The organism is Bifidobacterium sp. LH_512, assembly GCF_056356435.1.
Genome location: NZ_JBKEUE010000001.1, coordinates 815014 through 839331, shown reverse-complemented (window position 1 = coordinate 839331; position 24318 = coordinate 815014). Strand labels below are relative to the sequence as shown.

The 24318-nt window shown below is 52.6% G+C and carries 16 protein-coding genes and 1 pseudogene; all 17 read left to right on the top strand.

Annotated elements, in window-relative coordinates; translation table 11 throughout:
* Nucleotides 1–96 precede the first annotated feature (96 nt).
* The 17 genes and pseudogenes from AC1AWD_RS03725 (at nucleotide 97) to pyrF (ending at nucleotide 24237) form a co-directional block, all read left to right on the top strand.
* Nucleotides 97–786, top strand: coding sequence for a DUF1819 family protein (locus AC1AWD_RS03725; protein ID WP_476563812.1), 690 nt, complete (start codon nucleotides 97–99; stop codon nucleotides 784–786).
* A 114-nt stretch (nucleotides 787–900) separates the two neighbouring features.
* Nucleotides 901–1608 carry a DUF1788 domain-containing protein gene (locus AC1AWD_RS03720; protein ID WP_476563810.1) on the top strand — a complete coding sequence of 236 codons (708 nt, stop codon included), beginning with the start codon at nucleotides 901–903 and terminating at the stop codon, nucleotides 1606–1608.
* Nucleotides 1609–1715: 107 nt separating this feature from the next.
* Entirely contained in the window at nucleotides 1716–5369 is a 3654-nt protein-coding gene (gene brxC / locus AC1AWD_RS03715; protein WP_476563808.1) for a BREX system P-loop protein BrxC, read from the top strand.
* A gap of 67 nt (nucleotides 5370–5436) precedes the next feature.
* Entirely contained in the window at nucleotides 5437–9066 is a 3630-nt protein-coding gene (gene pglX / locus AC1AWD_RS03710; protein WP_476508505.1) for a BREX-1 system adenine-specific DNA-methyltransferase PglX, read from the top strand.
* A gap of 122 nt (nucleotides 9067–9188) precedes the next feature.
* The gene (gene pglZ / locus AC1AWD_RS03705) at nucleotides 9189–11840 is read left to right on the top strand and encodes a BREX-1 system phosphatase PglZ type A (protein WP_476563806.1); all 2652 of its coding nucleotides are present in this window, start codon (nucleotides 9189–9191) and stop codon (nucleotides 11838–11840) included.
* A 60-nt stretch (nucleotides 11841–11900) separates the two neighbouring features.
* The gene (locus AC1AWD_RS03700; protein ID WP_476508507.1) at nucleotides 11901–12584 is read left to right on the top strand and encodes a sce7726 family protein; all 684 of its coding nucleotides are present in this window, start codon (nucleotides 11901–11903) and stop codon (nucleotides 12582–12584) included.
* Nucleotides 12581–13612 (top strand): sce7725 family protein, encoded by a 1032-nt coding sequence (locus AC1AWD_RS03695; protein ID WP_476563804.1) that lies wholly within the window; start codon nucleotides 12581–12583, stop codon nucleotides 13610–13612. Before AC1AWD_RS03700 ends, AC1AWD_RS03695 begins: the two co-directional genes overlap by 4 nt.
* Nucleotides 13609–14700 (top strand): RES family NAD+ phosphorylase, encoded by a 1092-nt coding sequence (locus AC1AWD_RS03690; protein WP_476563802.1) that lies wholly within the window; start codon nucleotides 13609–13611, stop codon nucleotides 14698–14700. The genes AC1AWD_RS03695 and AC1AWD_RS03690 overlap by 4 nt, the downstream gene beginning before the upstream one ends.
* 62 nt (nucleotides 14701–14762) lie before the next feature.
* Entirely contained in the window at nucleotides 14763–16982 is a 2220-nt protein-coding gene (gene brxL, locus AC1AWD_RS03685; protein ID WP_476563801.1) for a BREX system Lon protease-like protein BrxL, read from the top strand.
* 97 nt (nucleotides 16983–17079) lie between these two features.
* Nucleotides 17080–18264 carry a hypothetical protein gene (locus AC1AWD_RS03680; RefSeq protein WP_476563799.1) on the top strand — a complete coding sequence of 395 codons (1185 nt, stop codon included), beginning with the start codon at nucleotides 17080–17082 and terminating at the stop codon, nucleotides 18262–18264.
* A 48-nt stretch (nucleotides 18265–18312) separates the two neighbouring features.
* Nucleotides 18313–19338, top strand: coding sequence for a restriction endonuclease (locus AC1AWD_RS03675; protein WP_476563797.1), 1026 nt, complete (start codon nucleotides 18313–18315; stop codon nucleotides 19336–19338).
* A 130-nt stretch (nucleotides 19339–19468) separates the two neighbouring features.
* A complete protein-coding gene (locus tag AC1AWD_RS03670; RefSeq protein ID WP_476563795.1) occupies nucleotides 19469–19804 on the top strand; it encodes a rhodanese-like domain-containing protein in 336 nt (111 codons plus the stop codon).
* 67 nt (nucleotides 19805–19871) lie between these two features.
* Nucleotides 19872–20237 (top strand): annotated as a pseudogene (locus AC1AWD_RS03665) (DUF4186 domain-containing protein); the annotation flags it as partial.
* Between the two features lie 220 nt (nucleotides 20238–20457).
* Nucleotides 20458–21420 carry an aspartate carbamoyltransferase gene (pyrB, locus tag AC1AWD_RS03660; protein ID WP_476564572.1) on the top strand — a complete coding sequence of 321 codons (963 nt, stop codon included), beginning with the start codon at nucleotides 20458–20460 and terminating at the stop codon, nucleotides 21418–21420.
* Nucleotides 21420–21848 carry an aspartate carbamoyltransferase regulatory subunit gene (locus tag AC1AWD_RS03655; RefSeq protein WP_476563793.1) on the top strand — a complete coding sequence of 143 codons (429 nt, stop codon included), beginning with the start codon at nucleotides 21420–21422 and terminating at the stop codon, nucleotides 21846–21848. The genes pyrB and AC1AWD_RS03655 overlap by 1 nt, the downstream gene beginning before the upstream one ends.
* Entirely contained in the window at nucleotides 21848–23242 is a 1395-nt protein-coding gene (locus tag AC1AWD_RS03650) for a dihydroorotase (RefSeq protein ID WP_476563792.1), read from the top strand. The genes AC1AWD_RS03655 and AC1AWD_RS03650 overlap by 1 nt, the downstream gene beginning before the upstream one ends.
* 32 nt (nucleotides 23243–23274) lie before the next feature.
* The gene (gene pyrF, locus AC1AWD_RS03645) at nucleotides 23275–24237 is read left to right on the top strand and encodes an orotidine-5'-phosphate decarboxylase (RefSeq protein WP_476563790.1); all 963 of its coding nucleotides are present in this window, start codon (nucleotides 23275–23277) and stop codon (nucleotides 24235–24237) included.
* The last annotated feature ends 81 nt before the right edge of the window (nucleotides 24238–24318 follow it).

The following is a 24318-nucleotide window of genomic DNA, read 5'->3' as shown; positions in this document are numbered from 1 at the left end:
GCGGAGCTAGACTAACTACTTTGTTGTCAGCAGTTGTAGTCGTGGGTGTATTCTGAAATATTTCGTGGGATTACAGTGACATAGAGGAGGAACCGGATGGCAGCCACTTATGGTGCTGAGAGGCCGGATACTGAACGGTATCGTTTGTCGTTTACCGTTGGCGGGCTGCTTACGGAACAAAGCAGAATCATTGCGCGGTTATTCCTCGAAGATCAGCCGGCACAAGACCTGCAGTCAGACGAGGCCAGCAGCAAATCTAATGTTGAGCTGGGGGACAGGATATGTGTTGTTCGGCAGCGAGCCATCAAGGAAAACGTATTAGCGATTCGCACGCAAACGGCAACGAGCCGTACGGTCAGTGAAGTACTCAAACGTTTGAGCGCACTGACTATCAAGGAGCTTGCAGCACTGGCCGACGGCGATACTTTCGCTCCGGATTGCCGCATTCTGATGTGGGTGGCGATGTGTCGTTACTACGCTTTCATCGGGGACTTCGCCGAAGAGGTGCTGCGTGAACGCTATCGAATCGGCGAAATGACCGTCGCATATGACGAGTATGAACGGTTCGTTTTCTCCAAGTCGATGTGGCATTCTGAATTGGACGGATTAAGCGAAGCGACGAGGCAGAAGCTTCGCGGCAACATTTTCAAGGCCATGCGAGAAGCGGATCTGATTGAAGCCGACGCCAATACGATTACGCCTCCTGTGATCAGCCCCGGCATGCATGATTTGCTGTCGCTCAGGCCGGAATCTTTTCGATTTTTGCCATTAAGAGGAACCTTTTAGGCAAGGCAGCGCAGTACATGAACAACACTTGCCGCCATTGAAGCATGTCAGCCGTTTAATATGCTTCAATGGACTATATTTATACGGTTATGAACTGACGCACAGGAGAGAACGATGACTGATTCCACGCCGGGATTGGATGCAGTGATAAGCGAACGGCGTGATCTTGACACCGAATTCAGCCAGCTGTTCGGCATAATGACGAACCGCAGCTTCCGCAACGGCACCAATATGGGCGGCGAGCAGGCATTCTATATTTACGATTATCCGCCTGCACAAGAGTTGGAAGCTCGCCAACATATCGCAAAGCTGTCTTCGCGATTGCAAGCCATGATCCCGGAAGATCCCGAAGATTATGCACCCAAAGTGTTGACCATCGACTTATATGACGTTGCAATTGATGTTCTTGAACAACGTGGCGTTCTGAATAAGGTGCTGAAGATCGAGCCGAAGCGCCATACAGTCATGTCTTCGGACGTCAAGCAGGATAAATTCTTATACACGTTGGACAATATTATTGGAGCTGACACGGATCCGCTACCTAATGCAATTCGTGATTGCTATGCCGATGCGAAGGAACAAGACAACGCGGATCTCGTGTTCATTACTGGTGTGGGCAAGGTGTATCCGATTGTCCGTGCGCATATGTTGCTGGAAATGTTGCAGGGACGTATTGATGATTGCCCGTTGGTGATGTTTTACCCGGGTCGTTTTGAAAGCAATTCCGTTTCCGGCTCGACAATGAGCTTGTTTGGCTGCGTACCTGCAGAAAACTATTACCGTGCGAGAAGCTTACGGGAGATGATTGCCCATCAAGCATGACACATCTCTTAGCCTGACACAGCATCGACAACAACAACTGATGCCGTAACACATGACAGACGCAAACGTCTCCATCACCCGTTATCAACAATAAAGGAACCTCAACCATGGCAAGCACTTCAACGAATATCAACGCTGATATGAAGCTCGAAGACCTGTTCGTCAAGGATATCGACCAGAAAATCAACGGCGTCATCAAAGCCAATGATGAAAAGGAACTTGACAGTGAAGTGAACGAATACGTGTTGACGCATGAAATTCAACAGAATCTGCGGAATTTTCTGGAGGAATACGCCGATCCGACGAATCATTCGTCCAATGGCGCTTGGATTTCGGGTTTCTTCGGCTCCGGTAAATCGCATTTGCTAAAGATGCTGTCACATATTGTGGGTGATGTGCCGCGCAACTTGGTCAATGGCAATAATGACTCGTTGACGCGTGACGACATTGTTCACAAGTTCATTCGTAAGGCGGATGAACAGAATGATGACATGCTCGCCGGCGCACTGGAACACACGCTGACGATTCCGGCCACGTCCATTCTGTTCAACATTGATCAGAAAGCCAGCCAAAGCAACGACGATGCTCTGCTGTACGCGTTTAGGCGCGTGTTTGATGAAGCATGCGGATATTTCGGCAAGATACCCTCTGTGGCGCAGTTTGAACGCGATCTCGATAATCGTGGTCAACTTGATGAATTCAAACGTCAGTTCGAACTTTATGCTGAGCAATCTTGGGAAGACGGCCGTAGCGATACGATTCTTGTGGATGATGAAATCGGCAAGGCATATGCTGCAGTAACCGGTGGAACGGAACGAGACAACATCATCGAACGATATGAGGACGCGGATAATCATTATGCCATTGATGACTTCACCAATACCGTGAAGGAGTGGCTCGACCGCCAAGCGCCGAACCACAGAATTATATTCCTGGTTGATGAAGTCGGTCAGTTCATCGGCAGAAATACCCAGCGCATGCTGAATCTGCAGACCATCGCAGAAGATTTGTCTGCCAAGACAAATAATCGAGCATGGGTGGTGGTCACTTCGCAGGAGGATATGGACACTATCGTCGGCGATATGGGAAAGGAGCAGAGTCACGATTTTTCAAAGATTCAGGCTCGTTTCGCCATCAAGCTGAAGCTGAACAGCGCGGATGTCATCGAAGTGATTCAGAAGCGTCTGCTTTCCAAGAAAAATAGCGTTATGCCAGCCATGGACGAACTTTGGGATGAGCAGAACGCGAATCTGCGTACCATGTTCGAATTTACCGGCGGTGAGAAGTTCAGCAATAGCCGCGCTTATGAGGCTGATGATTTTATTGCGTCATATCCGTTCGTGAACTATGAGTTTGAATTGTTCCAGTCGGCGCTTCGCGGCATGAGTGACTTCAACATGTTTGAAGGCAAACATGCGTCGGTGGGCGAGCGTTCCATGCTGTCCGTGGTCAGCTCCGCGTTACGCGAATCGAAGAACCGCAAGGTCGGCGACATTATTCCGTTTGACAAGTTGTATGACGGCATTCGCGATACGCTTCGCAGCACGTCGAATTTCCGTATTCATGACGCACAGGAGCGTCTTGAATCGGACGTGAACGAAATTGGCGTACGCATTCTTAAAGTACTGTTGATGGTCAAACATGTGGACAGTTTCGCTGCGACTCCTTCCAATTTGAGGATTCTTCTCATTGACCATTTCGATACCAATGTGGCCGAATTGGATGCGCGGATTAGTAAGGCGTTGGACAGTCTCGAACGGAATACGTATGTGCAGCGCAACGGTAATACGTATTGTTATCTGACCAATGAAGAGCAGGACGTCGAAAAGGAAATCAAGAACACCGACGTCGATCCCGTACGAGTATCGAGAACGATGAACCAAATCATCGTTCAGGATATCATCGGTTCGACGACGGTTCTTTATGGCCCGCAAAAAGCATCGTTTTCTTTCGGTGTGCGCATCGATCAGACCCCGTTTATGTCATCGGCCAAACGTCAAATCTGGTTGGATATCATCACGTCTCGTGATAAGGGCGATAGAGAAAACGCCGTTCTTCAATCATCCGGCGTGCGTGATTCCATCACTTTACTGTTGAGCGACCGTGACGCCACGTTGCTTTACGATTTGAATCAATATGAAAAGACGAAGGCGTTTCTTGCGCATCAGGGAGGCAAGAACCCTTCTGAAACACGCAAACGCATTATCGAAAACCGTCAGACAGCGAATGGGGAGTTGTACAAATCCCTGATAGAACGCTTTAAAGCCGCTATCAGCGAAGGTCAGTTTGCCTATAACGGCAGTTTGGTCGAAATAAAGGCTTCTGATGCTTTGATGCGCATCAATGAAGCGCTGCAACTGCTGGTCAGCAAATATTACACGAATTTCGCCCTACTTGACGGAGCAAAATATGAGGAAAAGGAATTGTCCGCTTTCCTTGCGAATGACGACACTCTCGACATCACCGTCCAGGAGAAGATCGAAACGCCCGCCGCGGAAGTATTGTCGTTCGTTCAGCGGAAGCAAAAACAGGAAAACCTGGATGCAACGGTTAAGACGATTGTGGAGGAATTCTCCAATGCACCGTACGGCTGGCCGTATCCTGCGACTTTGGCGTGTCTGACCTATCTGTACGGGAAGGATCGGCTTACGCTGATGCTGGACGGTAAACCGGTGGAGCGGACGGCTGCCATCAAAGTGCTGCGCGATACAAAAAAGCAGGAATCCATCCACGTTTCATTGCCGCGTACCTTTGATGAGCATCTGGTACGTAAATTGCGTGATTTTGCAACCGAGTTCTTGGACATGCATTCTTCTGACCTGCCCACGTCACCGCTTGACATGGCCATCATGATCAAAAGCGGATTGGAAGCCAAGGCGGAACGTCTATGCACGCTGCAAACGGCGAATTCATCCTTCACGTTCATGGACATGCTGGATGAGCCGATCAGTCGGATCCGATATGCGGCCAACCAGTCTGAAATCTGGCTGTTGGAGACTTTCACCGATACCGCCGACAACGACAATGTGAATGTTGATGAGCTGCTGGATGATAACGACAATATCATTAGGCCAATTTCCGAGTTCATCCATGGCTCGCAGTCCAAAATGCTGAAAGACAGCACCACTTGGCTGCAGAACAATGCCACGAATATCGAGGTCGCTTCCGCGGAAATCCAGCAGTTGAACGAGCAGGCCCGCATTCTTGCCACCGATCGCAATATTTTCCGCGGGAAAAAGATAAACCAGCTGAAAAATACAATTGATGAATTGCGCGAAAAGATCCAGAACTTCGTGGACAACAAGCGCGATATGGCTGTGTCGTCCATGCAGGATTTCCGCTCTCAACTGCAGGATGGCGAAACATTCGTGAACGCCACCGATGAGGTGCAGGCACAGGCGTTGCATTCAGTGGACAAGACCATTGATTCAATCAAACAAGCTTCACTTGTGGTGGTCATGCAGCGTGAGGTTAATACGTTCAAGGAAGTGACGTACCCTAAGCTGATCGATATGCTGGCGAAATCCGCAGAGCCCGTTCTTCCGGAAACACCCGCCGAACCGAATGACGTCTCACCGTCCGCTCCCGCGCCGGAGCCGGCACCGCCTGTTGTGAAGAAGACCGTGACGATTACGCAGATTCACCGTCCGCACACCAAGGATGTGCTGGAAAACGCCGATGATGTGGATGCGTTCCTGAATACGTACCGTCAGGAGCTGATCGCCGCCCTTGACGAAGGCAAGCGCATTCTTTTGATCTGACGCCGCCGGCAAGGCAACACAATAAGCAATATGACCAACCACACGAACCGATGAAGGGCATGGAGTGATGAACACCTCGAAATTACAGTCGTTTGCTATGGACGCTCGTCAGCAGTTGATGCGTGCGGTGCAGGCGAAGCTGAATGCCGCATTGCAGCCGAATTCCTCGGCTCGTGTGGACATGCCGGAGGTTCTCCAACTGCTTGCGAACGAAATCACAATGCATGGAGGCGGCAAAGAAGGCCAGCAGTATGTGGTGGAGCATTACGCGTATCGCTGGTTCAACCGTATTGTCGCATTCCGTTATATGGATGTGCATGATTACACGTCGCCGCATGTGGTGTCCGCGATGAACGTGACGGATACGGTCGCGTTGCCGGAGATTCTGACCGCCGCCAAACGCGGCGAATATGATCCGAATATTTTCGACGATTCCGATAAGGTAAACGCACGGCTGCGCAACACCATCGAGGGTTTGTTCAATGGCACGGTGCAGTCAGATGATCCCCAGGGCCAGGCGTACGGCTTGTTGATGCAGGCAGCCTGCCATTATTGGAGCAAGTCGATGCCGTTCATGTTCGAAAGCAGGACGAATGTGGATCGTGTGGACGAGCTGCTGATGCCTGCGGACTTGCTGGCTCCGGATTCCGCATTGCGCAAAGCTGTCGAGGTGATAACGCCCGAGGATTGCATCGTCGATTATGACGATGCCGATGAAGCCTCCAATGTCGAAATCATCGGCTGGCTGTACCAGTTTTATATCGCCGAGCGTAAAGACGAGGTGATGGCCGGTTTCAAAAAGAACAAGAAAGCCGGTCCAGCTGAAATTCCCGCTGCGACACAGTTGTTTACGCCGGATTGGATCGTGCGCTACTTGGTGCAGAATACGGTAGGGCGTTTGTGGATGCAGAACCATCCCGAATCCGAACTGTATCGTCAGTGGGAATACTATATTCCGCCCACTGATGGGAACACTCAGGACTATTTGCATATCACGTCGCCGGAAGAGCTGACGGTATGCGATCCGGCCTGCGGTTCCGGCCATATGCTCACGTACGCGTTTGATGTGCTGTATTCGATCTATGAAGAGGAAGGCTATAGTCCAAGCGAGATTCCCCAGCTGATTCTGAAGCATAACCTTTTCGGCATGGAGATCGACGAGCGCGCGGCCACACTCGCCAGATTCGCTTTGACGATGAAGGCCCGCGAAAAGTCCCGCCGCTTCTTCCGCAATCCGGTTGAACCGCATATCGAACAGATTACAAAGGTGGAGAATTTCACTGCATCCGAAGTGGACTCGTTGAACGACCATTACGGGGTTATGCTTGGCAGCGAGGAATGGAATCTGTATGCGAACGCCGACATATACGGTTCGCTGATTCAGCCGAGCAGAGCACTGGCGGAAGCAGCAGCGAAAGCCTGCGACACGGAAGAAAATGAATTCGGTACGAGCCATGTTGAAAGCTTCACACTCGTCGACCGCGCTGGCGTTGTTTTCCGACATACCCGATATCTGACGCGCAAGTATGCTGTCATGGTCGCCAACCCGCCATACATGGGTTCGAAGAATATGAATTCTGAATTAAAAAACTTTGTGAATGAGGTTTACACTTTAGGTAATAAAGATTTAATGACCTGTTTTATGCTCAGGGCAAGTATACTTGTTTTGCCGCAAGGATATTGGGGAATGATTAATCTTCCTTCATGGACATCACTATCATCTTTCTCTGAGCTACGTAATCATCTACTGACTACTTCACATATTGATTCTTTTATTGATTTAGGTCGTGGCATATTTGGTTCCGATTTTGGTAGCGTTGCATTTGTAATTCATCAATCAACTAGTGATGAATGCGCTGGACTTTACAGAAGATTATTTGAAAAACATGTCGATGTTCGTTCTGTCGAAACTATACGTCAGCTTTTCTTAAACAAAAAATACAATACTTATATTGTAGACCAACAGGATTTTGCTCAAATTCCTGGCAGCCCAATCGCGTATTGGGTATCTGATACATTTCGTGCCGTCTTCTTCAATAATCCTAGTCTTATAGAAATTGCAGCGCCTAAACAAGGACTGGCAACGGGGAATAACGATCGTTTTCTACGCTTTTGGTGGGAAGTATCGACTAATAATATCGGACTTGGAATGAATTCACGAGCTGCCGCAAAAGAAAGCGGACGCAAATGGTTCCCGTGTAACAAGGGCGGAGACTTTCGTAGATGGTATGGGAATCGAGAATACATCGTCAATTGGAAAAATGACGGATCTGAATTACAGCATTTTCGTCCCCATTCGGTGATTCGTAATGCGCAGTTTTATTTTCGTGGTGGACTAACTTGGAGTACATTATCAACGGGCGATTTTGCAATGAGAATCAGTCCTGAAGGAACACTGTTTGAAACCAAAGGATCCGTATGTTTCCCAAATGATATGAATCAAATATCATATTTGCTGGGTCTGCTCAATTCCTCTGTTGTTCAAGCTATCCTGCAAATATTATCTCCCACAATTGACTATCATGAGGGTCCTCTTGGGAAAGTACCCATTGCCATAGTGGCTCGAGACTACAAAGAAATATCGGCAAATGCCGATCAATCAGCGCAAACTGCAAAAAGGGACTGGAATTCATACGAAACATCGGAGGATTTCCAAAACTCAGAAATTATTTCTGTCGGTTTAAGAAGACTGACGGATAATAATTCATCGGACAAAACTTTAGCCGAAATTATTACGGCCTACACAAAACACCACAATCAATTCGCTGTCGAACAACAATCTCGTGAAATTGAAAATAACGAACTTGTTGCCGACGCGTATGGAGTGCGAGGCGAAGTGCCATGCGATGTGCCGATTGAACGAGTGTCGTTGAAACGTAATCCGGCGTTTACGTATCCGAATAAAACGCCGGAGGAACGCGATGCGTTGTTTGCCGTCGACCTTGTCAAAGAGCTTATCTCCTATGCGGTCGGCTGCATGTTCGGCCGGTATTCGCTTGACAAGCCAGGGCTGATTCTTGCTTCCCAAGATGAGACGATTGCCGATTATCATGCGCGGATTCCTGAACCAACGTTTGAGCCTGACGCTGATAATGTCATTCCGATTACGGCCGATGATTATTTTGAGGACGATATCGTCGCGCGTTTCCACAAATTCGTATCGGTGGTGTTTGGCGAAAATACGCTGCGACAAAACATCGACTATATTGAACAGGCTTTGGGCAAGGATCTGCGTTCGTATTTCATGAACGACTTCTATGCCGACCATGTGAAAATGTATAAGAACCGTCCGATCTATTGGCAGTATTCAAGCAGTTCCACGAATCGTGGAGCGTTCAAGGCCCTGATGTACGTGCACCGGTATACGACGAAGACCCCGAACATCGTACTGAATTATCTTCGCGATTTCGTCGCCAAGATAACGAATCAGGCGGAGCAGTTGGAGAAGTCCGAGCGTATGCAGGACAAGCGCGCTGCCGAAAAACTGCGTAAGGCCATCGCCGAGTGCGAAACGTATGAGGATCAGATTCTGTATCCACTGGCGACGCAGAAGCTTCCCATGGACCTCGATGACGGCGTTCTTGTCAACTATCTGCGTATGGGCGACGCCTTGCAGAAAATCCCCGCCATTGAAAAGAAGCGCAAAGACGTCCAAACCTGGACTTGGCCCCATTACCCACTGCAGCAGGAGCAGTAGGGGAGTATCTGCAGAAAGGCTGAGCATACGCAATACTTTTAGCGAACATGCGATGCCTTAGAATTTTACTGCGACCGGTACAGAAGACGCATCAAACAGGCACGGCAAAAGGAGTTGGAAGAGTGAGCGGAATCGATCAGGTGTCGAAACTGCTGGCGGAGCGATTCGCTCGGCCGGGGGAGCGCGGACGTATCGTATTCTGGCGCGACACCGCTGGGGATTATGCCGACACTGTCAGCGCCATCGTCGGCGAGGAAGCCACTGATCCCGCTCTGCGGAATGTGGAACTGATTCGCCCATACGACACGTTCGACGGGAAAACCACATACACACCTTTCGCCGCCCGTTACCGTATGACGAAGGAAGAGCCGGATAGTAAATTCCTCGTGTATCTGACCGGTCCTGTTCCGGACGCCAAAGACGATTGGCTGCTGGATATGGAACTGGCATACGGACCGGTGTTTTCGGCGGACCGTCTCACCATGATCGCCACCGAACTGTTGCCGGAGGCATCGCCGGACACCAAACGCGCATGGCTGGAGATCATGCAGCGGACAACCGAGTTCTTCACGAGCGATGCGCGCATCAGCAAGCTCGCTGCGCGACTCACGCCACAGGACGATGCACAGCTGTTCCAAGCGAAGATGATCGCCGTGCTGCTTAATCTCGAAAACGGCAAGCACAGTCTGCAGGATATTTGGCGCAAACTGCTGGAACAGTATGCCGATGACGACGATTCCGGCATCCAACTGATCACCGACATGGGTCTTGCCGACTTCCATTGGCAAGGCACCAAGCATATCTACCATTTCGTCGAAAGCGATTCGAAAGACAAGGCGCCTACGCCGGAGCAAATCGTCGGAGATTTCGTACTGTGGATGTTCGACCTTGCATGGCATGGATTCGACGGAGAGAAAACCGGCATCACACCGTATGCGAATATCAAGCGCGATTTTGAAAACTGGTATAACGACCGTACGTTCACAAGCACATTCAAAGAGCTTGCCCGACGTGCGGTGGAAGGCCTGTCACTGAGTTCCGCCATCGTCGACATGAGCGTTGATGAGCTCGTCACACATGACTATTTCGAGGGAGTCGACGACACGCTCGTGCACAAACTGTACGAGCTCATCTCCACACATGACATCAGCAACGAAACAATCCTGAACATCATCCAGCAGCGCAAAATGCGCCTATGGTACGACGAATACGCCAAGGATTATCAGGCCATCGCCCAAGCCAGCGCATTGCACCAGCAATTGGAGTCAAGCGGCGCCATCATCGATTCCATCAACAGCGCCGAAGACGGATTCGAAAAATACCGCAGGCAGCTGTACAAAGTGGATGCGGCATACCGTTCTTTCATCACCGCATGGAATCAGGTCGGCGATGAAAGAACGGCGATCGCCAAAGACCTCGAACACGACTACTGCGTCTATCAGCGGGAACTCAACCAGACATGGCAGTCGCAAATCGAAAAACTGCCGAAATGGGATATTCCGAACACACCCGCACAATCGGACTTCTACATGAACGTCATCATGCCGTTCACAAAATCCGGCCGTAAGATCGCGGTCATCATTTCCGACGCACTGCGATACGAAGTCGCCCGGGAATTCACGGAACGGCTGAACTCCGAACAGCGCTTCACCGTACAATGCGATGCGCGATACAGCGTACTGCCCTCGTATACGCAGCTGGGCATGGCCGCGCTATTGCCGCATTCCGAACTCGCCTTGGATTCGGACCACGAACACGTGCTAGCTGATGGGCGAAGCACCAAAGGCACGGACAACCGCAACCAGATTCTTTCCGAGGTTGACGGCAGGGCAATCCAAGCCGAAGACTTCAAATCATTGGATCGGATCGCGCGACGCGAACTGATGAAATCCTGCAGCGTGCTATATGTGTATCACAACGTCATCGACAGCACCGGCGACAAGGAAGGCACGGAAGGCGAAACGTTCAACGCATGCGAGCGCGCCATCGCCGATCTCATCAAACTGGTCAAGGATCTCGCCAATGCGAATGTGACGAATATGATCGTCACGGCCGATCATGGATTCCTCTATCAGAATTCCAATATCGGCGATGCCGACTGGCTGAGTGAACAGCCTCAAGGCGATGAGGTCTGGGTCAGGAAGCGTCGTTTCAGCATTGGCGCGAATCTGGCGAAAAGCAATGCTTTCCTGACGTTCACCAGCCAGCAGCTTGGCTTGGCTAATGATGCGGCCGAACATGTGACGGTGCAGATTCCCAATTCGATTCTGCGTATACGCAAGCAGGGGACCGGTACACGTTACGTGCATGGCGGCGCATCGTTGCAGGAGATCGTCGTGCCGGTTGTGCATATCAATAAGGGGCGTACCGCCAACGGTGATATTCGACCGGTTGAATTCGATATTCTGCAGCAGACCGACCGTATTACGTCCGGTCAGATTACCGTTGAATTCTTCCAAAAGGAGCCGGTCGGTGGCAAGCATGTCGAGAGGACCGTGTGGGCCGGCCTGTGGGGCGTGAAGGATGGTAAGCCGATGCTTATCTCCAATGAGACGCCTGTCACGTTCAACATGACGAGCAAGCATTCGCAGGATCGACATCAGCGTGCGACGCTTGTGCTTACCAGTGAAGCCGAACAGTTCAATGGGCATAACGTCGAGCTTCGTCTCCGTGAAGACCAGGCTAAGTCTTCGCAGAAGAAGGTGTTGGATCTGAAAGCAAACTACCTGCTGAAGCGCGGCATAATCACCGACGACGGCTTCGATTTCGACTAGTCGGCTTGTTTGCCGGGGATTCAAGGCTATACTTGCTATGAATTCCCGGCAGGAGTCAACATGGTGCGAGACGAGGCTTTTTATCAGGACGTGGTGGCGCGTCGCCTGTTGCTGCGTCCTTCCTGCCGCTTACGTAACATCAAAGGCTTCCGGCAGCTGCATGTGGCTGATTCCATTGCGGATACGGTCATCATCAACGGACATGGAACCGTGTATGAGATCAAATCCGACTTGGATACGTTCGACCGCCTTGGCAAACAGTTAGAGGATTACTACAAAGTGTTCTCCTATGTGAATGTTGTCATTCCGGAGGAAAAACTTACCTGCCTGCAACGCCGTCTCAACGATCTGAACGAGTTCGGCGAACATGTCGGCATTTATGTGCTGACCCGTCGCAATGCGCTGAGAAATGTTCGCAAACCACGCGAATACGACGGCATGCTGAGCGGCGCAGAATTGTTGAAGATGCTGCGCAAGCCTGAGTATTCCGCCATATTGAAATCCGAGTTCGGCAAGCTTCCGGACACCACTCCGGCGTTCTATTACGACGCATGCCGGAAATGGTTTCTCCGGATTCCGGTAGCGGAAGCACAGCAGAAGGTTATGCACGCTCTTAAGCAACGTAATACTTGGACGCGTGAAGAACTGGACCGTTTTCCTGCCGGGCAACGCGTCTCTCTGTACTTTGCGTACAATAGTGCACACAAGGTTCCGAAAGAGGGAGCAGTGCTTTCATCGGAATGATTAACGGGAGGTCGATGATGCCATATTATCCGTACTTGCGCGGTAGACAATACGAATTGTTGGCAGTCAGGGACCTGCTGGAATCCAATCGGCTGACATCAGAGGTTTGTCCCATCATCGAGCCGGTGAAAATGACTCCGCAGCTTCTTCAGCTTATCCAACTGTTTAAAGGCAGAGAGGGATATCAGCTGGGCGTGGTGCTCAACCCTGCGGTCGGTGATCTGACAGAATGCGTGGACTTGGATGCGCAACTGCACATATATTCCGATGTGGCCCAACCATCCTTTTCGGATGAAGAGCAGGGTGATATTCTTCCCGTTGTTCTTCTGAACAATGACGCGACCACTGTTGCACAGCGTGTCAATCAACATGACGACACCTTGCTCAAGGACAAAGGCATCGTTTTTATAACGGACAATGACCGTGCTCGAATCAAGCAACTGAGCAATCTTCCTTTCCATGCAATCGCGACATCCGGCAATGATCGAATCAGCAGGGATCTGGAACGCAATAAAGTCTCTGGTCTGCGCATATCATTCTCCGACCCCTTCATCAAACGTGAAAACAATGCGGCTTACTCGGATGAAGGCTGTCAGGACGAATTCTTCTCAGATGATCATCTGGCATTCATGGAGACGCCGGAAAACACTTTGGGATTTGGCGACTACTCAATCATCGGGGACAATTATAACGAGCATGGTGGCATGCCAAAAGCCGTAGCGATTCACATCGTCTACTTCGATGACGATTGGGCTCTACGAATTCATCATTTCGTTTCACGCGTCAGCAATGATTCGCATGAGACTCCTGCAAAATTCGTTGAAGCAGCGCAGCAATTACGCGATTGGTGGCATGGCTATGAATCGAAAATGGATTCCGCTTATACTCGCATGACATACGGTCTCGAAACGCTCATACGGTATGCGGAAGCCGAAGCATATCCGGGCCTGCCGATGATCAAGAAATTGTCAATGATGCATCATCTCGAACTCATGGGATGGTTCCTCGCAGAAAGGCCAGACCGATGAGTAGTTGCTGTCAACATTGTTTTCAAGATCCGCGTCTGCAAGGCATCATTGCAGTCTCCGGCGCTCGCGGCGATTGCGACTTTTGCGGCGCTACCGATACAGAAATTTATGACCTGCAGCAGCACGACGATATACAACGCCTAATCGCACAAGTATGTTCACTATATGAGCTTGATCCGAATCCTTCTCAACAGCAACAGCCCTATACTGTGCTGACGGCTTTGTGTGATACCTGGCAGCTGTTCAATCTTTCGCATCAGCAAAGCGCGCAACTGTTACAGGGCATGTATGGAAGCGGCAAGAACGGTATTTTCGGAATCGATTTGCCCGCCATGCTACACGAGTCTGTCCATCTCAGAACAGATGACGAACAACCAGAGCAACTGAGCTGGGATAATTTCACGGATCAAATAAAGCATCATAATCGTTTCTTCCCCTCGATTATTGACTTTAAGCATATCGCTCAATACATCACTCATGTCCGTGAAGTCTATGACAAAGGAACCATACTGACAAGAGCGCGTATCGCGCCTGACAGCAACGGTTTCAAACCGGAAGAAATGGGCGCACCGCCACGCACGAAAGCCAGTGCAGGAAGAATCAATCCTGCCGGAATCAGCGAACTATATACGACCATAGATACGGATAAAGCCAATGCCGACGATACCGCCGTACATGAAATACGTGCCGGCATGCACGACTATGTATCATTCGGCAAATTCGAACTCACTCGCGACATCACCATCATCGATTTAACACGCATCTCCACAATCAGCCCATTCGACTTCGATTCAGACGATCTCATGGATCTCGCCGTCTACAAAGACATACTCAACGGCATGGCCAACGATATCTCGAAACCTTTACGGCGTAGTGACAGCCCCTTGGAATATGTGCCCTCACAATATATCGCTGAATTCATAAAAAGCATCGACTCAGAAAACGATGGTCCCTATGATGGCGTGAAGTACAACAGCACATTACAAACAGGCGGCGTTAATCTATGCTTGTTTGACCCGGAAACATGCCATTGCATCGACGTTTATACCAAACAAGTAAGCGAGATTGCATATTCCATGCGAGAATAGCATCCATCATCACAGCAAGCAATGCCAGCAATATGCGTATTTCCCCACTAGTATAAGCAATCATGACGGTTGAAGACGAGAATTCCCCGATGATGCAGGGTTCACCAGCTCTCAGCGAGTTGGATAAGAAAATCACCGACGTGTTTTCCGGATATACGGTGCGCAAAGATCTGGTCAGCGCCGTAAAAGGGAATGCGATGGTGCCGTCATATGTATTGGAATATCTGTTAAGCAAATACGCCACCGTCACCGATCAGGCCAGCATTGAAACCGGCATCGAACGTGTACGCAAAATCCTGACCGACAATTACGTGCATCGCGAGGAAGCGAATCTCATTCAATCACGCATCCGCGAACGCGGGCATTATCAAATCATCGACAAAGTGCAGGTCACACTCAACGAAAAACTCGACCAGTACGAAGCATCATTCGAAAATCTTGGCATCAGTCGCGTCATTGTTTCTCCGGCGACGGTAAAGGATAATCCGAAACTGCTCGTCACCGGCATTTGGTGCCAGTGCAGCATGGTATACGCGTATTCAGGCGACTCGAAGGAAGTACCGTGGCGGCTGCAGCGCCTCGTACCGGTGCAAATGTCGCACGACGACCGCGAGACTTATCTTGCGCTGCGCCCGCAACTTACAGCGGAGGAGTGGATCGACCTGCTTATGCAGTCGATAGGTTTTAACCCGGACCTGTTCGGGGAGCGAGCCAAACTGCTGCACCTGGTCCGTATGATTCCGTTCGTCGAACGCAATTACAATCTGGTGGAATTAGGGCCGAAAGGCACCGGCAAATCACATATCTACTCGGAATTCTCGCCGCACGGCATACTGATATCCGGCGGCGAAGTGACCGCCGCAAAGCTGTTCGTCAACAATGCGAATCATCAGATCGGTCTCGTCGGATTCTGGGATATCGTCGCATTCGACGAGTTCGCCGGCAAAGCGAAGAAAGCTGACCGTGCGCTCGTCGATATCATGAAAAACTATATGGCGAACAAGTCGTTCTCCCGCGGTACCAACGTGATGCAAGCGGAAGCATCCATGGTGTTCGTCGGCAACACGTCGCACAACGTTCCGTACATGCTGAAGAATTCCGATCTGTTCGAAGAGCTGCCGGCACAATACCATGATCCGGCATTCCTCGACCGCATCCACTACTACATTCCAGGTTGGGAATTCGAGCAGATCCGTTCGGAAATGTTTACGCAGGGCTATGGCTTCGTCGTTGATTATCTGGCGGAGATTCTGCATAATCTGCGAGACGTCGATTATAGCTCGTTGTACGAGAAATATTTCACGCTCTCTCCGACATTGTCCACGCGAGACAAGGACGGTATTCGGAAAACGTTCTCCGGTCTGATGAAGCTCATCTATCCGACAGGCGAAGCTACCATGGATCAGATGGAGCCGCTGTTGCGCTGTGCCATCGAAGGGCGCAAACGTGTCAAAGACCAGCTTTGCCGCATCGATCAGACCATGGCGGCAGTCGACTTCTCCTACATGAAGGTCGGTGCCACAGAGCCCGTTCATGTGGAGACCTTGGAGGAGATCGAATATCCGTCGCTGTACCATCGTGGTGCGGCAGGCGTGCAGGAAGAAGCGTCTTTGGAGGAGACGGAACAGACTGAACAGATTATTGCGCAACCTTCTTCCGAATCCGATGCCGCTACTATCGCTACTGCTGAAGCGTCTACCGCTCAGGATTCTGCATCTGCGACCGATGCCGCGGCACAAGAGAAGCAGAACGGGCAAACGCAGTCCGCAGATCCGCTGGAACGATATGCCGCAAAAGCCAAGGCCGGACGTAAAGAGATCCAAGAAGGGCAACGCGGAGTCTCATATAATCAGCTGTTTGGCCCATGGATTGCCGGAGCCACGCAAATCACCATTCAGGATCCGTATATCCGATTGCCGTATCAGATCCGCAATCTCGCCGAATTCCTGGAAACCGTGCTCAGCGTCACTCGCCGCACCGACGAAGTCAAAGTGCATCTCATCACGGGGCAGAATGACGACGAACACGTAGACGAACAAATCGACAATCTGAAGTCTCTACAGGAAAGTTATCTTCAGTTCGGCGTCGCATTCACCTTCGAATTCGGCAACGGTACCATTCATGACAGGTTCATCAAAACCGACACCGGTTGGACCATCGATCTTGGCCGCGGCCTCGACATCTACCAACCAATCGACATGAACTGGTTCAACCCATTACTACGCCAGCAAAGACTGCGCCACGTCAAAGCGGCCACCTTCAACTATTCGAAAAACGAATGATGCGTAGCGGCCCATCATCGGCGATGCCTTTGTTTTATCGTCAGAGGACATAGAATATGACTGCAGTGACGGAATACTGAGTGAACGAGGAGAGACATTGGAATCTTCAAACGAAATCGTGGTCGTGCCGCTCACTCCCACTAGTGGTGAGTTGGATACGGAATCCATGCTGCGCATGCTCCTCAACCGTGATGCCGTCATGATTACGCGTACGAAGGCTACGCATGCCAATGCAGAAGATTCTGGTTTCCTTGCACAGACAGCAGGGGCTTTCGCGCGTGCAATGGGAACGGCTACGCAAACTTTCACACACAATGGGGGAAGCGCAGAAGGATTGTATAAGGTCATTCTGCCATCGGGAGCAACAGCTCGCGATCTGGTTCCGGCCGTAGGCGGAGGTTTTCGCGGCATCGTACGTACAGCCGAATCGACTAAAATCGCCGGACAGGCACGTCTGATTCCAGTCGCCGGCATCAACACCGCCGCTACTCTCGCGGCAGGCCCATTGATCGCCACTATCGCACTTGCCACTGCAAGTGAAATGTTGGCTCAGCATCAAATCAACAAAAAGCTCGACACGATTCAACGCAGCGTGCAGGCAATTCATGAACGTATGGATGAACATGATCGCGCCGTTCTCGACACGGCCAATACGCAGTCGAAGAAAGTCGCAAGCTATCTGCTGGATCAAGCCGAAATTCCCGTCTTCTCCTCAGCGTCACATGCTTTTGGCGAACTAGAAACGCTCACCAATCAATATGTCAATCGACTGGATCGGTGGACTGATAGTGTGAAAAAATATGGCAAAGAGTCACGTGTGAACAGCAAAGAGCTGCTCGAATCTTTGACGGAGGAAAAAGAGGGCTCAATACAGACGCTCGAGACCATGATCATACGCACGTATGAAGCTTTGTCCCTTCATGCGCAAGTCGTTGTTCTGGAGAAGATTGCAGCGGAGTCGCTCAATAAGAATCGTTCACTATCCAGAGTCCAGCAAGTGCTCCATAACGAGTTGTCTGATATCGCACAACGACAGCAGCAGCTTGTAGAACTAGTCGATGACTTGAACGCTCTGCCCCTTGACTCCAGTAAAATCCCCGTCGTGGCTTTCGCCATGCGCAAGACCATTGATATGCGTACCGATTTGGCAAAAATGGCCAAGGCTCTTCATCAAGCGCCTGATGCATTACCCGTATTGAATACTTCAGATCAGATGGTTTTGGACATCGAGGCGACGGCACAGGGATTCTCCATCAAAAAGTCATGTGAAGAAGCTCTGTAAATCACATGCCGGCGGCATGTTCAGACCATCTTGCATCCATCCATTAGGATGAACAATCAGAGCAGACGAACATGCCGCCAAGCAGGGGAGCGAACTGTGGTAATGCCAACTTGGGATCAGACGATGTTTCCGATCATGAAAGAACTATCTGACGGGGAAGTCAAGAATGCGGCGCAGCTTCGCTCCGTCGTAATCGACGTCTTCAACATGACGACTGCCGAGCAGAACGAAACGTTGAAAAGCGGGCAGACGCGCATCTTCAATCGTGTTAGCTGGGGCTTGTCAAATCTACGCAAAACACAACTAATTGAAAACAGCACAAAGCGTGGAACGTACCGCATCACCGACGCAGGCAAAGCGTTCCTAGAGGCGCATGTCAATGGATTTCTGCTGAAGGAATTGGAAACCGTTCCCGCGTTCAGCGAATGGAAGAAAAGTTATCAGAACAAAGACAAGGATCCTGTTTCTTCCAATATGACCGATACTGTGTATGCTTCCAAAAATCCGGCTGCAGCTTCCGATCTTGCCGTCGATGAAATCACGCCGGAAGATCAGATGGAGAAGGCCGCCGAACAGTTGAACGCGGTGCTTGCCAACGAACTGCTCGACCGCATCATGGCCAACGACCCGTATTTCTTCGAACGCCTCGTGGTCCGTCTCGTGTTGAAACTCGGATATGGGGATCTGTCGAAAAGTTCGGCCGAAGTGACGAAGAAAAGCGGTGATGGCGGCATCGACGGCGTGGTCAGATTGGACAAGCTCGGCCTGGATTCCGTATATATTCAAGCGAAACGATGGGGGAACGACCATACCGTCGGCGCGCCCGACATTCAAGGATTCGTCGGCGCGCTGATCGGCAATGGGGCGAGCAAAGGCGTATTCATCACCACTTCGCATTTCTCCAAGGACGCGCACCGATATGTTGAGGAAAGCATGCGTGCCAGCAATGTCAGCGTCGTGCTCATCGACGGCATCACTTTGGCGAATCTCATGATCGAATACAACGTCGGTGTCAACGTCAAAACCGTCTACGAAGTCAAAGCGATCGACAGCGACTTCTTCGACGGTGAATGAAAACGACTCATGCAAGGAAGCCTCAACCACCATGCGTAAACCAAGTCCGAGAATCGCTGCTATTGTGTTGGCCGGAGCATTGGCATTCACAGGATGCGCCGGACGGAATTCCGGCACGGGGGAGGAGAACATGAACACCGGTACATATTCGCGCATTTCCATGGATCAGGCCGTCGAAATGATGCAGGAAGAGACCGACGAAATCATTCTCGACGTACGTACCGTCGAAGAATACGAAAGCGGACATATTCCAGGCGCCATCAACGTTCCGCTCGAAACCATCGGCACGCCCGCGCCGAGCGAACTACCGAATAAGGATCAGCTGATTCTCGTCTATTGCCGCAGCGGCAACCGCAGCCGCCAAGCCTCGCAGAAGCTCGCCAACATCGGCTACACCAACATCGTAGAATTCGGAGGCATCCTCGACTGGACCGGCGACGTCGTCACCGGTTCCAATCCGGAATAGATAAACGAATCATAATTCCATGTTCAGCGAGCATGCTGTGGGATGACGAAAAGCACGTACATATATCATGAGCAATCAGCAATGGGTGGATGCGACGTTGGAGCGGCTGTCGCATTCCGCGTTCCGTTCCAGGTTCGAACTCAGCGACAGGGACCGCGCCTATGCGCGGGCGAAAGGCAAGGCCGTCATCGCACAGCATGCACACGATTTTCTACGCTCCCGCGTGGGTGATGCGGAGCCGTTGCATGACGGCAAGCAGACGCCTTGGCGTGGTCATCCCGTGTTCACCGCGCAGCATGCGACGGCGACCTGCTGCCGAGGATGCATCGAAAAATGGCATCGCATTCCCAAAGGCCGCGCATTGACCGATGAGGAGATCGATCGTCTCACCGCTCTGATCATGACATGGATCGAACGCGATCTGCTGCGCCACATGCCGGCCTCTGTCAGCCGGGCGACTCCACAAGCCGCGGATCAACAAGCGAAGTCTCCGGCACGGCATTCGGCGGCAACGAAGTGAACACGCGGTGAACGGGTGAGTCCCGTTGTCGGTCTATAGTTGGCTAGGTCACTTCCGGTGGCCACCTTCAACCACAAGTTGCATGAAAGGTGAGCCGTTGTCCTCTGAACACGTTTCGGCAGTCGAAACGCCGATGATCGGTAAAAGCGTTATCACGCTTGATGATCTGTCCGTTCCCCAGATTCGTGAGCTGCTGCATAAAGCACAGTACATTGATTCTCATCGTAAGGAAGTGGCGCACACCTGTGATGGCAGGGTGCTCGCCACTTTGTTTTATGAGCCGAGCACGCGTACTCGCCTGAGCTTCGAAACCGCCATGCTGCGTCTTGGCGGCAAGGTGATCGGCTTCGCCGGCGCACAGCTCGCCTCCGTTACCAAGGGCGAATCCATTGCAGACACGTTGAAGACCGTGTCCAATTATGTCGACGTCGTCGCAATTCGTCACCCGAAGGAGGGCGCCGCTCTGGTCGCCTCCCGCGCGGCAAATGTGCCAGTGATCAACGCAGGCGACGGCGGTCACATGCATCCGACGCAGACGTTGGCCGACTTGGCCACGCTGCAGTCTCGTTTCGGTCGCGTCGACAATCTGACGGTCGGCCTGTGCGGCGATCTGACCTTCGGCCGCACCGTGCATTCGCTGATCGAAACGTTGTGCCGTTTCGGCAACGTGAACTTCGTACTGATCAGCCCGGACGAGCTGAAGACCCCGCAGTATGTGCTCGACCGCATCAACGCCACGCCGTCCTGCTCCTACACGGAGGTGCGCGACCTCGTTTCCGTGATCGGCGACTTGGACGTGCTCTACATGACCCGCGTGCAGAAGGAACGTTTCTTCAACGAGGACGACTATCTGCGTCTGCGCGACACCTACATTCTCGACGAAGACAAGATGTCGCTGGCGAAGCCCGAAATGGCCGTGCTGCATCCGTTGCCGCGCGTCAACGAAATCGCCGTCGAAGTCGATGATGATCCTCGCGCCGCATATTTCGAACAGGTCAAGAACGGCATGCTGATGCGCATGGCGTTGGAAAGCACGGTGCTCGGTGATGAACTGCCGGGCTATGAACCGCTCGAAGCCAAGGAGGTACAGGCCTGATGGAGGTCACCAGCATTCACAACGGCATCATCATCGACCATGTGCCGGCCGGCACCGCGTTGAAGGTGTTGGAGTATCTGAAGATCAATCCGGCGAAGACCAAGCTCGCCCTGATCATGAACACGGACAGCCATCTGTATGGCACGAAGGACATCATCAAGATCGAGGACGAATCCGGCATGGAAAGCGTCGATCTTGATGTGCTGGGTCTGATTGCGCGCCAGGCGACCGTCGGCATCGTCCGTGATGGAAAGATCGTCGAAAAGATGCAGCCGACGCTGCCCGAACATGTGGTCAACATTATCAAATGCGTGAACCCGCGCTGCGTGACCACCACCGAACGTGGAATCGACCAGATGTTCCACCTGATGCACACCGAACGTCAGGAGTATCGTTGCGACTACTGCGACGAGGAGGCGAAGTTCTGATGGCGCTCACCCTGCACGACATCACGGTGTGGAACACCGGCGAGGTCATCGACTTGGTCGTTCCCGCCGACGAGGCGCGCGATATCGACGCTTCCGGTATGACGCTCGCTCCGGGTTTGGAAGATCCGCACGTGCATTTCCGCGATCCCGGCCAGACCTATAAGGAGTCGATGGTTTCCGGTTGTGCGGCGGCCGCCTCCGGCGGTTACACGAATGTGCTGATCATGCCGAACACGCTGCCGGCTATGGACGGCGACACGATCGACGCCGACGAGCCGGGCGCCGAGGAGGTGTCGAAAGCCGGTTACGACAACGTCATCGACTATCTGCAGCATTACGAGCAGGTGCACGGCGTCAGGCTGCCGGTGCGCTATGACCTGTGCGTGAGCGCGTCGAAGGATCGTGCAGGGCATGAGGCGTCCGATCCGGCCGATTGGCGTCGTTATATGCCGGGTGTGGATGACGCCACGAAGGATGAGGCGCAGCTGGCTCACCCGGTGACGGCGATGAGCGATGACGGCGCCGCGGTGACGCCACAGATCCTCGACCAGGTGTTCCGGAATTTGAAGGATACCGGTCTGTATCTGATCGAGCATTGCGAGCATCATGACACGGGCGCGGTCAATGAAGGTCCGGTATCGCGTGAGCTGGGCGTTCCCGGCATTCCCGAGGATACGGAATTGCGTATCGTCGAACGCGACATCGAAATGGCGCGCAAGACAGGCGTGCACGTACACTTCCAGCATGTGAGCACGGCCATTTCCTTTGAAGCGATCCGCAAGGCGAAGGCCGAGGGACTGCCGATCACCTGCGAGACCGCCCCGCATTACATCGCGTTGTGCGATGAGGCGCTGCTGGAATATGGCACGCTGGCGAAGATGAATCCTCCGCTGCGCAGCGAGGCCGACCGTCTGGCGACGATCGCCGCCGTCGCCGATGGCACGGTCGATCTGCTGGCCACCGATCATGCGCCGCACACGTTGGAGGAGAAGGCGTTGGGGTTCCTGGAAGCGCCGAACGGCATCATCGGCTTGGAATGCGCATACGGCGTGTGCCACAGGATTTTGGTCGACGGCGGTCATATTTCCGACCAGCGTCTGATCGAATTGATGGCGACCGAACCGGCGAAGCTGATGGGACATACGTCCACGGATATCACAGCCCTGCTTGGCGGCCCCGCCGACGGCGATGGCGCGAAGCGCGTGCTTGACCTGTCCGCCGCGGCCGATGCCGACAAGGCTGATCTGGTGGTGCTGAACACCGCGGAGGAGTGGACCGTCGATCCGGAACAGTTCCGTTCCTCCGCACGCAACACCCCGTTCGGCGGCTGGAAGGTCACCGGCCGTCCGCTTGCCACCGTCATCGGCGGCAGGCTCGCCTTCACCCGAATCTGATCTGGTATTTGACCGAATCTGAAAGGACAGTCATGGATCGTCTGATCGAAGCCATTGAAGCCAAGCAGAATCCGAGCGTCGTCGGACTCGACCCGACCGAAGCGCTTGTCCCGCCGCAGGTGGTGGACTCCTTCGCCGACGAAATCGCCGAACAGGTCGAAGACCCTCAGGAGGCGCCCGCAGCACAGCTGGCCGTCGCGTTCTTCGAATTCAACCGTGCGATCATCGATGCGGTCGCCGACATCGTACCGGCCGTCAAGCCGCAGATCGCCATGTATGAGGCGCTCGGCCCGGCCGGTGTCGACGCGTATACGATGACCTGCGAATACGCGCAGCAGCAGGGCCTGTATGTGCTCGGCGACGCCAAACGAGGCGACATCGGATCCACCGCAGCTGCCTATGCCCACCATCTGAGCGGCGTGACGGCAGGGGAGAGGATGTTCGATCCATGGCATGAGGACGCGCTGACCGTCAACCCGTATCTGGGCACCGATGGCATCACGCCGTTCGTGGATGCGGCGCAAGCCGCCGACAAGGATATCTTCGTGCTGGTCCGCACGTCGAATCCGTCCAGCAGCGAACTGCAGGAGCTGGAATTGGCCGACGGCGCACGCGTGTATGAGCATATGGCCGATCTGGTCGAAGGATGGGGAGCGAACGTCATCGGTTCCCACGGCTACTCCCGCGTGGGTGCCGTGGTCGGCGCGACGCATCCCGAAGAGGGCGCCGCATTGCGGGCGCGCATGCCTCACACGTTCTTCCTCGTGCCCGGCTACGGCGCACAGGGCGGCACCGCCGCCGGAGTGGCCGGCATGTTCGACCGCAACGGCTCCGGCGCGATCGTCAATTCCTCACGCGGCATCATCGGTGCTTGGAGGAAGTCCGGCAAGTACAGCGAATCCATGGACGTCGACTCCGCGCTTGACCTGGTCGCATCCGCCGCACGCGACGCCGCCATCGCCATGCGCGATGATCTGCGCGTCAACGCATACTGATCCGCGTAACGGCATCCACCCCTCATACAGGTGCCGACGTATTACGACATACCGTCGGCACCTCCCGATACACCCCAATCG